This window comes from Streptomyces sp. P3 (assembly GCF_003032475.1).
Lineage (GTDB): Bacteria > Actinomycetota > Actinomycetes > Streptomycetales > Streptomycetaceae > Streptomyces.
This window is the reverse complement of the sequence record NZ_CP028369.1, coordinates 6,760,326-6,772,891: the sequence shown is the minus strand read 5'-3', so window position 1 is coordinate 6,772,891 and position 12,566 is coordinate 6,760,326. Positions and strand designations below refer to the sequence as shown.

Below are 12,566 nucleotides of genomic sequence, written 5' to 3'. Positions count from 1 at the left end.
GCCTCCGGCTGGTGCTCTACCCGGCGCACCCGCGCACCACGAGCCACGAACGAGTGAGACTGACCCGGATGCGGACGAGGTACGGGCGCCCCGGCGCGCGATGCGTCCGGTGCGGCATCCGCGCGCGGATGACGCGGCCCCGCCCCCACGACGCCGGGCAGGGCTGCCGCGCCTCACGCGCGCGTCGCCAACGACTCCAGCAGAGCGCGGGCCGCGCCGCCCGCCGGAGCCGCGGCGTGCACGATCTCGACCCGGTGGACGACCCGCGGCTCGACGACGGGCACGGCGACCGTCCCCGGGACCCCCGTGGCGGCCGAGCGGGGCAGCAGGGTCAGGCCGTGCCCGGCGGCGGCGAGCGCGGTCAGCAGCCTGAGGTCGCAGCCGTCGTAGCGCAGTGCGGCGCAAAAGCCGTGGCCGCCCCCGGCGGCGGCGCGCAGCTGGGACAGCGGCAGCGCGGCGTCGGGCGCGTCAAGCCAGCGCGCGTCGACGAGGTCGCCGAGACGCAGACTCTTGCGGCGGGCGAGCGGATGAGCGACGGGCAGCAGGACGCTGACGGGCTCCTCGCCGACACCGCGTGTGGTCAGCGGCGCCACGTCGGGCAGCCGCAGCGGGTCGCTGGGCGCGGCCAGGCCGTCGACGAACCCCAGGTCGGCGGTGCCGTCGGCGACGGCGGCGACGACGTGGTCACGGCCGAGCACGCGCAGCGTCACTGCGGCGGGCGGAAGCGCCGCGAGGGCGGCGGGGCCGAGTGCGGTCGGCGAGGCGGCCAGCGTCAGCCCGGTGGAGGGCGCGGAAGCCAGCCGGACGACGTCCGCGCGGGCGGCGTCCAGACGCAGCAGCAGCGGCCCCGCGTGTTCGAGGAGACGTTCGCCGGCCGGTGTGGGGGCGACCGGGCGGCGGGTGAGCAGCGGCGATCCGAGGTCCTGTTCGAGGGCCGCGATGTGCTGGGAGACGGCGGACTGGGTGTACCCGAGTTCCCGGGCGGCCCCGGAGAAGGAGGCGAGCCGGGAGACGGTGACGTAGGTGCGCAGGTGGTGCGGGTCCATGCGTCCAGGGTCCCAGGGTGCATCAGCTCTGCTTATCGACCGTGCAGCAATCATCGTTGGACGCGAACCGGGGGCCGCGCCCAGGATGAGGCGCATGACCGGTACAGCAGCTCGGACCGCACGGATCGCCCTGGTGGGCGACCGCTCCTTGAACGTCGTCTCCCACACGCGGATACCGCTCCTCCTGGACGCCCTGGCAGCCCGGGACCGGCTGATCCTGGACGCCTACTGGATCCCCTCGAAGGAGGCGGAGACCGAGAACGCGGTGCGGGACTTCGACGCGGTGTGGGTGGTGCCGGGCAGCCCCTACCGGAGCGAGGCGGGCGTCCTGTCCGCCGTCCGCACGGCGCGCGAGGAGGGCATCCCGTTCCTCGGCACCTGCGGCGGTTTCCAGCACGCGCTCCTGGAGTACGCCCGCACGGTCTGCGGGCTGTCGCGCGCGGCGCACGCCGAGAACGACCCCGACGCCGACGACCCGCTCATCGAGCCGCTGGCCTGCTCGCTGGTGGGCCACGAGGGCGCGGTGACGCTCGAGCCGGGCTCGCTCGCCCACGAGGTGATCGGCTCGGAGCGCACGGTGGAGCGTTACTTCTGCGCGTACGGCCCCTCCCGCCGTCTGGACGTGCTGCGCGCCCACGGGCTGCGTTTCTCCGGTCACGACGAGCAGGGCCGGCCCCGGATCGCCGAGCTGGCGGACCACCCGTTCTTCCTGGCCTCCCTCTTCCAGCCGGAGCTGGCCGGTGACGGCTCGCGCCCGCACCCGGTCGTCCGGGCGCTGGCGCGGGCCGCCGTCGGGCACGCGGCCCGGCGGTGAGTCAGGAGAGCGAGAACTGCGGGAGCGGCGAGGGCGGTGCGAGGCCGGGCAGGAAGCCGTGGGTGCGGCGGGCCAGGTATCCGGCCTTGTACCGGTCGACCTCGCGGTGCCAGTTCAGGATGCCCGCCAGCCAGTTCTGCAGGTCGCCCACGTAGTCCCCCATCGCCGAACGGGCTTCGGGCGGGAGGTCGAAGTCGTCGCAGAGGACGGGCAGTTCGTGCGCGACGATGTGCTCGAACTGCTGCATGCGCCGGGTCATGAGGTCGTGGACGACGCCGAGCGCGGTCGGGTAGTCGCAGCCGAAGAAGTTCTGCACGACGAGGATCGCGTTGTGCACCTCGCCCTCGTACTCGATCTCCTTCTGGTACGAGAAGACGTCGTTGGTGAGGCATGCGTAGTCCATCGCCGCGTTCTCCAGCGCGCGCACGACCCCGCTGCGGTAGACCTCCGGCGGGACGGCGGGGCCGCGGCCCGTGCGGCACAGGCTCAGGGTGAGCTCGGAGCCGAAGGTGGCGCGGCGCATCTCCAGGTAGTCGACCGGGTCGGGAACGCGGTTGTGGAGCTGGTTGGACAGCTCCCACACCCAGCTCTCGGTCATGGCGTCGACCGCGTCGCGCAGGGTGCGCCGCTGGTCGGGGGTCATGTCGTGGGTGGTGCGCGTCCAGAGGTCGATCAGGCCGCGTTCCATCGCGTCGACGGGGACGACCGGGACGGGCTCGCCCTCGACGGGCATGCAGGCCGACAGGCGGGCCGTGGTGAGGCGGGCGGCCGCGAGATCACGGCGGTTGCCGAAGACGAGCGGGTAGTAGTCGTCGCCGTAGGTGCCCCAGGCCAGCCACTGGGCGCTGAGGTCGAGCGCCTGCGCGGTGGCGTCCGGGTCGAGGCCGGCCGAGCACAGGGCGAGGTCGCAGGAGGCGAGCCTGTCCTCGTCCCAGACGCCCTCCGCCAGCATGCCCATCCGGTGCGTCCACGCCAGCAGCCTCGGCCGGCAGGACTCCAGGTGCGGGCTGATCCCGACCGTGAACGGCATGTGGAAGTCGGGCAGCCGCGAGGGGCCGACCTTCCGGAACGGCATGTGCGTGTGGGCGCGCAGGCGCTCGGCGGCCGCGCCGGCCAGCAGCGCTGCGACGTCGGCGGCCGACGTGCCGGGGCCGGCCGGCTTCTGCCAGGGAGCGGGGGACGATGCTCCCTCGTTCATGTAGCGGCTGGAGCGCATGTGCCATTCGTGGCCGCCGGACTGCCAGTCCTGCAGGCCCTTGGTGTAGGCGGCGACGGCGGCCACCTCGTCCGGCCCGAGTCCCTTGTCCAGGGCGAGCGCGGGGACCTCGGTGAACGCGGTGTGCTCGAACTGGTGGAGCCGGGAGGTGAGGATGTCGTTGACGGTGTCGGCGGCCTCCTGGGTGGTGCAGCCGAAGAACGTCTCCAGGACGAGCACGCCGTTGCTGTTCTCGCCCTCGTCCTCGACCTCGCGCTGGTAGGAGAACAGGTCGTTGCGCAGGTGCACGGCGTCCGAGAAGGTCTCCATCAGCACCCTGAGCGGCCTGGTTCCCGCGACGACGGCGGGAACCTCGGCGGTGGCGTACTCCACCAGCCCCGCCGACCAGGGCGCGCCGCCCACCTTGCGGCGCATCTCGATGTACTCGACGGGGTTGGCGATGCGCCCCTCGTCGATGTTGGACAGCTCCCACATCGACTCGTTGAGCAGGTGCTCCGTCGCCACGGCGAAACGCCTGCGCCAGTCCTGCGACATGGCAGGCACCGTGCGCGCCCACAGGTCCTTCAGCCCGGCCTCCACCGGGTTGCGCGGCACGGGAACCGGCGTCGACAGGTCCAGCGGCATGAACAGCGGGAGCCGGTCCAGATGGGCCTTGCCCGCGGCGCGGTCGGGGGTGCGCTTGAACATGTCGAGGAAGTGGTCGTCGAAGAAGAACACCCACACGTACCAGTCGGTGATCAGCGACAGCGCGGTCCCGTCGCAGTCGGGGTGGGTGTAGGCGCAGAGCAGGCCGTAGTCGTGCGCCTCCAGATCGGCCTGTTCCCAGATCCCGGATCCCTCCAGCATGCCCATGTCCCGCGCCCACCGCGTGGAGTGCGCCCGCGCGTCGGCGACGTTCGGGTTCAGCCGCGCGGGGTACGGCATGTAGAAGTGCGGGAGTTCGAACGGTTGCGTCATGGCCGGGCCCTACCCGGGGGTCCGCGCGGCCATCCGCCGGGTGACGGATCATCACACCATCGCGTGAATCGGCGCGAAGCGGGCAACGCGAGGCGAGCCGGCCTGTGCCGTGACCGCGCCCCCAGTGCCGGCCGCCGCTCCTCGGACGACCGGTAGGCGGCTCACTCCCGTACCTGGATGAGCGCGTGCGTGCCGCCGGTGCGCCAGCGCTGTCCCTCGGCCGCTGCCAGGGCGGCCTCCGTACCGGCATCGAGACCGGTGATCACGTCGGACTTCAGCGTGCGCAGCGCCGCGACCGGGCCGGGGAAGTACGCGGTGACGTCGGCGAAGGGGGTGGTGGGCGCCCAGCGGCTGTCGCCCACCAGCCGGCGGTAGTTGAGGTCGCCCTTCACGATCGTCAGCTTTGCCGCGGCGAACTCGGCCCGCAGGTCGTCCGGCATCCGCGCGTAGGGCAGCGGGGCGGCGGAGAACGGGTGCGCGCGGACCGTGAGCGTGCCGTCCGCCATGGCCTGCCACAGCCGGCGGCCGTGGTCGGCGGCCGCTCCCCGCGCTCCCGACAGTTTGCGCACCGCGTCGACGACGTCCGCGGTCGTGGCGTCCGAGACGTAGTACGGGTAGGGCTTGACGTGCAGGGCGACCCGCCCGCACCGCCGGTGTGCGAGCAGGTGCGCGGCCAGGAGCAGGTCGGGCACCAGTTCGCGTCCGGCGTTGTCGGCGACGAGGCACACGGTGCCGGAGCCGGAACCGGCACCGCTGTCCGCCCCGGCCCGCGGCAGGAGCCGCCAGAGCCGCTCGGCGTCGTCGGCGACGAGCCCCGGCACGGCGGCCCGTTGCTCGGCCCCGGCGTCGGAGAGCCGGAAGCCGAGGTCGGCCCGGTTGCCCCAGAGGGAACCGTGCAGCAGGGCCCGGTCCCGTTCCTCGACCGGGCGGCCCTCGAGGGCGTCGAGCGCGGCCAGTTCCTCGTCGGTTTCGGGCGCCTCGAGCTCGGCCAGCTTGAACGGGCGGAACGGGTCGATGCCCTGCCAGGGCCCGGGACCGAAGTAGCCGACCGCTTCGAGGAGTCGGCGGTAGAAGTAGCTCTCCGACCACAGCCACGGCACGTCGAACCAGGAGTGGCCCGTGTGCGTGTCGAGGCCCCAGACGCGCCATCTGTCGCGGTCGTGCGCGTCGGCGGGCAGCGGGTCGATCACGCCGTCGGCGCAGGCGGCCAGCAGCGCGTCCAGGCCTCGGTGGAGGTCGGGTCCGTAGGGGAAGGCCTCCCGCACCTGCCGGATGATCGCCGGGTGTCGTTCCGCCAGGACGCTGTGGGGGAACGAGCCCGGCTCATTGCCGAGGATCACGGGCGGAGCGGCGGCGTGGGGCATGCGGTTCACCGTATCGCGCAGTCGCGCACCGCACCCGCCGGCCGCACCCGCGCCGCGTCCGGCGGCCGCGATCGCCCGCCGTCGCCCCTCCCCGGCGGCGACGGCTCTCACACGGCCGCCATGGTCTCCCGCTCGAGTCGGGCGGCGAGGCTCACATAGCGTGGGCGACGCGGTACCGGTACCAGGCCCCGGATGAGGACGTGCCACATCTCGGCCATCCGGCGGGGCAGCCGGCCGGTGGGTTCGCGGGAGCGGCCGACGACGCGGGTGCCGACGAAGAAGCAGACCAGCGAGTGGGCGACGGCGTCGAGGTCGACGTCGGCGTGGATGTCGGACTCCCGCACCGCGCCGACGAGGCGTCGGGAGATCAGGTCCAGCAACTCCGTGAAGGGGTGCGGCAACGGGGGCCGGACCGCGACTCCGCCGGTGGCCAGGCGCAGACCGGCCCGGGCGATCGGCCCTTCGACCCAGAGCCGGGTCAGGCCGAACGTCAGACGGATCAGGGCTTCGAGGGAGGTGCCGCCGCGGTCGTCGATCTCGCCGGCGATCCGGCGGGCGGCCTTGGACTGCAGCTCCATGATGGCGTGCGCCAGGTCCTCCTTCGCCGCGAAGTGGAAGTAGAGGGCCCCCTTGGTGACATGGGCGTGCGCGACGATGTCGCTCAGGCTGGTCGACTCGTAGCCGTGCCGGTCGAACAGGTCGGCGGCAGCCGTGATGATCGTCGTGCGGGTCTGTTCGGCGCGTAACTGCCTCGCCATCGACTGGTACTCTCCCGGGCCGGTAAAGAACGGGTCATGCCGTTTTTTCTTACCCCGTGTACACCATAGCTCACCCTGCGAGTGAGCCGGCAGGACGGGAGCGCGCCGTCGACTCCCCCTGCGCGCCCCCTACTTGCCCTACGGCAAAGGGTCTTCCAGGGGACAGCCTGCCACAGGGGACGCGCTTGCGGCACGGTGACGGAGAGGATCAAAAAAGACGGGGTGCGCGGTTTCTGACGCTGTTTCACGCCGACCGACAGATGACGGCGGCGAACCGACACGTGTCACCGCCCTTTGGAGGGCCTCGGTCGGGAGACGTACCCGCATCATGGGGCGTGCACCCGCCGCCGGCAACAGGCCGGAAACCGATGGTGGAGCGGGAAACACGTGCGGCGAAGAAAACCACCGCAGCAACAGAAAGCGCTGCGGAAACAGAGGGCAGGACGGAAACGGAAAGCAGCGCTGGAACGGCAGGGCGGCGACAGACGGCAGGGCGGGCCGGCCGGTGTCTCGCACACCGGTCGGCCCGCCCCATGGGTTCGTCGCTCACGGCGACCGCGGAAGTCGCCCCTAGAAGGTCAGCTTCCAGCTGTTGAGCTTGCCCGTGTCCTGTGCGGCCGTGTCCTGCACGCGCAGCTTCCACGTGCCGTTGGCGGTCTCGCCGGACGCGTTCACCGTGTAGGTGGCAACCACGTTGTCCGCGGAGTCGGAGGAGCTGGCCGCCTTCAGCCGGTAGGCCGTGCCGTCGGGCGCGACGAGGTCGATCACCAGGTCGCCGCGGTAGGTGTGGGTGATGTCGACGCCGACCTGAAGGGCGGACGGCGCGTTGCCCGTGCGGCCGGTGACCGCGATCGAGGACTCGACGGCGGAGCCGTTGTCCGGTATCGAGAGCGCGCTGGTGTTGGAGAAGACGGTGCCACCCGTGGAACCGCCGCCGGATCCGCTCACCGCCTGCACCGTCTTGGCTGCGTCGGCCAGACCCGCGCCGCAGCCGCCGGAGCAGGCGCCGGGCAGGGCACGGGCGTTGTTCTTGATGGCCGTCTCGATCTGCGCCGGGGTCAGCGAGGGGTTCGCCGACTTCATGAGCGCGACCAGGCCCGCGATGTGCGGGGTGGCCATGCTGGTGCCCTGGTAGTAGGCGTACGACTCGCTCGACGGCGTCTTCGCGCCGGAGTTCAGCGTGGAGAGGATGCCGTTCGTGGTGCCGGTGCTGGTCTGGCCGCCCGGCGCCGAGATGTCCACGAGGGAGCCGTAGTTGGAGTAGGACGCCTTCGCGCCGCTGCGGTTGGTCGCGGCGACCGAGATGACGTTGTTGCAGTTGCCCGGGTTGTGGTTCGCGACGTTGTCGCTCTCGTTGCCCGCGGCCACGACGACGGTGGTGCCGCGGTTCACGGCCCCGGTGATGGCGCTCTGGGTCGCCGGGGAGCATGCTCCGTCGCCGCCGAGGCTCATGTTGATGACCTTGGCGACGTTGGAGTTGGCGGGAACACCGGAAACGGTTCCGCCGGACGCCCAGGTGATGGCGTCGATGATGTCGGAGTCGTAACCGCCGCACTTGCCGAGCACCCGCAGCGGGGAGATCTTGGCGCCGTACGCGATGCCCGCGACGCCCTTGCCGTTGTTCGCGACGGCCGCGATGGTGCCGGCCACGTGCGTACCGTGCCAGGAGGAGGTGCTGGCGGGGATGCCCGCGCCGCACTCGTCGGCGTTGTACCAGTCGCCCGGGTCGGCCGGGTTGGAGTCGCGGCCGTCGCCGTCGACGGACACGGCGGTGTCGGAGACGAAGTCGTAGCCGCCGACGATGTTCGCGGCGAGGTCGGAGTGGGCGACATAACCGGTGTCGATGACGGCGACGGTCACGCCGGTGCCGGTCGAAGTGCCCCAGGCGCCCGGCACGTTCATACCGGCCGTGGACTCGAAGAGGTCCCACTGCTTGGCGTACTCGGTGTCGTTCGGGTCGACGGCCTGGGGCTTGTTCAGGCGGTCCGGGACCACGTAGGCGACCTGCGGGTCGGCCTGGTAGCGGGCGACGACGTCGGCGACGTCCGCCTTCGTGAGGTCCTCGCCCAGGTCGACCAGGGCGGCGCCGGTGCCGAGGCGGCGCTGGAAGTCGACGTCCTCGCCGGCCGCCTTGCCCTTGGCGGCGGCGTCGGCCTCGGCGGCCGGGTTCGACGTGGCTTCGGCGACGCCGGACCTGTAGCCGACGATGAGGCGCTCGGCGGGGGCGCCGGGAGCGGCCTCGGTCTGCGCAGCGGGGATGCCGGAAGCCGCGGAAGCGGTTTCCTGGACAGCGACGGCGGAGGCGGTCGAGGCGGCGGTGAGCAGGGCGGCGGAGACCGCGGCGACGGATATGAGCTTCCGTCTCAAGGCAGGTGTGGTGCGCAAGAGCGTGCCTTTCGGTGGCCGGTTCCGGACAGGGCGGAGCGGCGGGCGATTCGCTTCGACGTCGAAGCGGCGGGGGGTGAATCGGCGGGGGGTGTATCGAAGAGCAGCGCAGAAGGCCGGCCGTGGCGCGCGGGCAGCCGATCCGCTCGGGGTCACCTGTGGTTCGGCTGTGAACGAACGATAGGCAGAGCAACAGTCGTGCGGATACAGGGGAAACCCTCGACCCGGCCGACAGCTCCCCCGCGGCCCGCACGATCGGCCGGTGATCGACCGATTTGGCGCGGTGGTACAGGCCAACAAGGCCCTGGGCGGGCGGGTTGAACGCAGGCGGCCGCGTTCCCGTACTGACGGCAGACCGTTCCCGCGCCGGCCGAGGAGACGTCCCCGATGCCCCGCACGACCGCACACCGCACCGCGGCACTGGCCACCGCCGTCGCCGGGCCGCTCCTGCTGGGCCTGTGGGCCGCCGGACCGGCCCAGGCGCACGGCGCGCCGACCGACCCGGTCAGCCGGGTGTACGCCTGCTCGCCCGAGGGCGGCGCCGACGCCGGCTCTGCGGCCTGCCGGGCGGCGCTCAGGGCCAACGGCACGTCCTTCGCCGCCTGGGACAACCTGCGCGTGGCCGACGTGAACGGCCGTGACCGGCAGACCGTCCCCGACGGGCGGTTGTGCAGCGGCGGTCTGGCCGCCTACCGGGGGCTCGACCTGGCCCGCGCCGACTGGCCGTCCACGCGGCTGACGCCGGGGGGCACGCTGCGGATGACGTACGCCTCGACGATCGCCCACGAGGGCACCTTCAAGCTGTATCTGACCAAGCCGGGATACGACCCGTCGAAACCGCTCACCTGGTCCGATCTGCCCGAGCGTCCGTTCGCGGAGGTGCGGAACCCCGCGCTGACGAACGGCGCCTACCGTTTCACGGCGAAGCTGCCCGCCGACCGGACGGGACGTCAGGTGCTGTACACGATCTGGCAGAACAGCAGCACGCCCGACACGTACTACTCGTGTTCGGACGTGGTGTTCCCGCAAACGGTTACGGAAGGAAAGGCTCGGAGCACGCCGACGAGCAGGGCGTCCGCCACTTCGGCGCCGCGTACGGCGTCCTCGAGCCCGAGTCCGACGGCGATCCCGGACCCCGCCGGCCCGTCGGCGTCGCCGGTCACCGGGGTCTCGCCGGCGCAGGCCGCCGCGGCGCCGCAGAGCACGCCGGTGGCCGCGGACACGGGTGGCTCGGGGCCGTCCGCGCCCGTGCTGGCGGGCGGCGCCGCCGTGGTGCTGTTGCTCACCGGCGGCGCCGCCCTGACCGTGCGCCTGCGTCGGCGCTGAGACCCGGGTCGCACGGCGTTCAGTGGTCCCCGTCAGTTCGTCAGTTGACGGTGACGGCCTGGCCCCCGTCGGTCACCGGGGCGTACTTCGCGGTGAAGAAACCGTTGGCGAAACAGAGCGACGAACCGGACGACTTGGTGAACTGCTGGTTGACGAACGAGATGCTGTTGTCGGTGTTGCTCGCCGTGCCGGACAGGCTGGGCGCCTGGTAGACGCAGTTGATGCTGCCGAGCAGGGTGCGCAGCACGACCGTGGTCTGGATGACGGAGCCGGACGCCGGGGTCACGGTGACGGTGCCGTCGGATGCCACGCTGCTGGTGTAGGGCAGCGCGTTGACCGTGATGCTGGTGACGCCGAGCACTCCGAACACGTTGGTGGTGCAGCTGCCGAACGTGTGCGCGCTGAGCGACTCGGTGGCGGTGCCGGGCGCGGTGGGGTTGTCGCTGACGGTCGCGGTGAACCCGGACGCCGCGCAGGACAGGCCGCTGGTACCGGTCGCGCTGGAGTAGAGGGTGGCGTTGGTGCCGCTGGCCAGGGAGGCGTTGAGGACGTCGCCGACGGCCACGTCGCCGGCCGGCGTCGTCAGCACCGCGCCCGCGGCGGAGGCCGGGGTCACGGCCGTGAGGGAGAGCGCGGCGACGGTTCCGGCGAGGGCGAGGAGGGAGCGGGAGCGGGTGCGCATTCGAGTGCCTCTTTCGGAAGTGGGGCTGTACCGGGGGGAGTTGCTCGGTGGGTGTGAACCGGCGTGTCGCTGGTGGCGACGTGGGGGGACACCGGGAGGCGTCCACCGCTGCCGGCCCGTGACGCCTTCTCCGTACGCGACGGACCGGCAACGGCAGGCGGCCGGTGACCGTGCTGGAGGTCACTGGTGAGTGACTCCGCACGGGCCGGGCGGGAGAGGGCCGCCGGTCTCGGGCCGCTGGGGGAAGCGGCTTGGCCGGCGGCCATGAAGGGATCGAGCGCGGGACCGAGGGCCCGTACTGGCTGAATGAGTCCGGGAGCGCGAACGAGGTCGTCGCGCTGCGGATCCGGCGCCACGGATCCGGGCTGAGCCAGGGCAGTTGTAGACCTGATGGTCAGTCAACGTCAAGACCAGGAAACAAAGTTGATGGCCAAGCAGATATATGCGACAGCCCCCGGCGACGCACCCGGTCGAGGGATGGCACATAATGAACACTCTTTTTCCACATCTCCCTTGACCCGCCGGTGTAACCATCGGTAACTTCCTCGAAGGCTACTGCTGCGTAACGAGAAAGCCCTTGCGGCTTCCGGGAGTTGCGAGGAGACGTGCGCAGCAGCCGCTGTCCGCGCCAGGACAACGTGCCGCTGAAGCCCAACCCGCACGACTTAGCGCATGGGAGCAGAAATGGCCTCGTCCCCGGACGTCAGTTCGTCCGCCGACAACACCCCCGAGAACCCCGAAAGCGGTTCCGCAGAGAGACGCGGCCGGGTCCGGCTGCGCCGGGCCGCCGTCATGGCGGTGCCCGCCACCTTCGTCGCCGCGGGGCTCGCGGTCCTCACCGCCCAGGGTGCCCTGGGCGTGCAGTTCGCGATCTCCGGGATGCCGTTCGTGGTGACCGCCGACCGGCTCGACGGTGAGGGTTTCGCGCAGTTCGGCGGACTCGACAACATGATCGAGAACAGCCCCAACCAGGGCGACACCGGCGGTCAGGTCCTGGTCGTCACCTCGGTCGTGAAGAACGGCAAGATCACCAACATGTGCCAGAGCGTCGACCTCGGCGGCATCCAGCTCGTGCTCAAGGCGGGCGGCGGCTCCACCCCGGTCAGCGTGAAGAACCTGGCCATCGACTCGGACGAGATCTCCGGCGACGCCGAGTTCAACAACATCGAGATCGGCCGCGACTCGAGCACCTTCGACAAGGTCCCGATCCAGGGTCCCGCGGGCGTCTACGGCCAGCAGGCCGACACGGTCGTCATCAAGAACCTGTACCAGCACAACTACGCGGCCACCGCCGCCGTCTTCAAGCTCCCCGGACTGAAGATGAGCTTCTCCAGCGAGGGCTGCAAGTAATGACCTTCACCCAGTGGCGGGACCGCTTCCGCAGGTGGAGAGGCCACCGGCCCTTCGCGGGCGGCCTGATGCTCGTCCTGGGCGGCGCCGAGATCCTGGTGACCATGAAGGCACCGCTTCCGGTCATCCTGCACGTCGGCATGCAGGGTCTGGCGGGTTACCTCCTGCCGACCCTGATGGTGCTCTGCGGCCTGCTGATCCTGTTCAACCCGACTCAGCGGCTGTTCTACTCGATCATCGCCATCCTGCTCTCCCTGGGCACATGGCTCACCTCCAACATCGGCGGCTTCGTCGTGGGCCTGCTGCTGGGCGTCGTGGGCAGTTCGGTGGCCTTCGGCTGGCTGCCCGACCAGGAGCCTCGCGTGAGCCGCCGCAAGCGGCGCGAGGGGAACCAGGGGCCGTCGACGACGGAGACGTTCCTGAAGAGCGGACCGCTGCCCGACACGGGCAAGCCCGCCTGACGACGACCTTGCCTCACCTCACCGGCGGGGCCGGGACGACCTGCGCACAGCGGGCCGCCTCCGGCCCCGCCGGTCGTGCGCCGGGCCCGGGCCCGGGCCCACGCGGCCACGCTCGTGGCCTCGGCCCTCCCCTGTCCGGCCACCGAGAACTTCGCGACGGAGACCCGACACCGGCCGTCCCGCGCCGAGGCGCCGGGCATCCGGCGC

At 71.8% G+C, this 12,566-nt stretch carries 10 protein-coding genes; 4 read left to right on the top strand and 6 right to left on the bottom strand.

Features of this window, described 5'->3' with window-relative positions:
• Positions 1–173: 173 nt before the first annotated feature.
• Positions 174–1,046, bottom strand: a complete 873-nt coding sequence (locus tag C6376_RS29705) for a LysR family transcriptional regulator (RefSeq protein ID WP_107446229.1) — start codon at positions 1,044–1,046, stop codon at positions 174–176.
• Between the two features lie 94 nt (positions 1,047–1,140).
• On the opposite strand from C6376_RS29705, the gene C6376_RS29700 reads away from it, so the two are divergent.
• Positions 1,141–1,860 carry a hypothetical protein gene (locus C6376_RS29700; RefSeq protein WP_107446228.1) on the top strand — a complete coding sequence of 240 codons (720 nt, stop codon included), beginning with the start codon at positions 1,141–1,143 and terminating at the stop codon, positions 1,858–1,860.
• A 1-nt stretch (position 1,861) separates the two neighbouring features.
• Here C6376_RS29700 and cyc2 read toward each other — a convergent pair whose 3' ends face one another.
• The 4 genes from cyc2 to C6376_RS29680 form a co-directional block, all read right to left on the bottom strand.
• Positions 1,862–4,033, bottom strand: coding sequence for a germacradienol/geosmin synthase Cyc2 (gene cyc2 / locus C6376_RS29695; protein ID WP_107446227.1), 2,172 nt, complete (start codon positions 4,031–4,033; stop codon positions 1,862–1,864).
• A gap of 161 nt (positions 4,034–4,194) precedes the next feature.
• Positions 4,195–5,397, bottom strand: a complete 1,203-nt coding sequence (locus tag C6376_RS29690; RefSeq protein ID WP_107446226.1) for a damage-control phosphatase ARMT1 family protein — start codon at positions 5,395–5,397, stop codon at positions 4,195–4,197.
• A 107-nt stretch (positions 5,398–5,504) separates the two neighbouring features.
• Positions 5,505–6,155, bottom strand: coding sequence for a ScbR family autoregulator-binding transcription factor (locus C6376_RS29685; protein WP_107446225.1), 651 nt, complete (start codon positions 6,153–6,155; stop codon positions 5,505–5,507).
• Between the two features lie 570 nt (positions 6,156–6,725).
• On the bottom strand, positions 6,726–8,540 hold the full coding sequence (locus C6376_RS29680) for a S8 family serine peptidase (protein WP_107446224.1): 1,815 nt from the start codon (positions 8,538–8,540) through the stop codon (positions 6,726–6,728).
• Between the two features lie 387 nt (positions 8,541–8,927).
• Here C6376_RS29680 and C6376_RS29675 point away from each other — a divergent pair, with 387 nt between their 5' ends.
• Positions 8,928–9,866 (top strand): lytic polysaccharide monooxygenase, encoded by a 939-nt coding sequence (locus C6376_RS29675; protein ID WP_107446223.1) that lies wholly within the window; start codon positions 8,928–8,930, stop codon positions 9,864–9,866.
• 40 nt (positions 9,867–9,906) lie between these two features.
• Here the strand turns inward: C6376_RS29675 and C6376_RS29670 are convergent, their stop codons facing one another.
• Positions 9,907–10,548 (bottom strand): Tat pathway signal sequence domain protein, encoded by a 642-nt coding sequence (locus tag C6376_RS29670; RefSeq protein WP_107446222.1) that lies wholly within the window; start codon positions 10,546–10,548, stop codon positions 9,907–9,909.
• A gap of 684 nt (positions 10,549–11,232) precedes the next feature.
• Between C6376_RS29670 and C6376_RS29665 the strand changes: the two genes are divergently transcribed.
• Complete coding sequence (locus tag C6376_RS29665; RefSeq protein ID WP_107446221.1) at positions 11,233–11,898, top strand: DUF6230 family protein; 666 nt, start codon at positions 11,233–11,235, stop codon at positions 11,896–11,898.
• Positions 11,898–12,359 carry a DUF6114 domain-containing protein gene (locus tag C6376_RS29660; RefSeq protein ID WP_107446220.1) on the top strand — a complete coding sequence of 154 codons (462 nt, stop codon included), beginning with the start codon at positions 11,898–11,900 and terminating at the stop codon, positions 12,357–12,359. The genes C6376_RS29665 and C6376_RS29660 overlap by 1 nt, the downstream gene beginning before the upstream one ends.
• Positions 12,360–12,566: the final 207 nt, after the last annotated feature.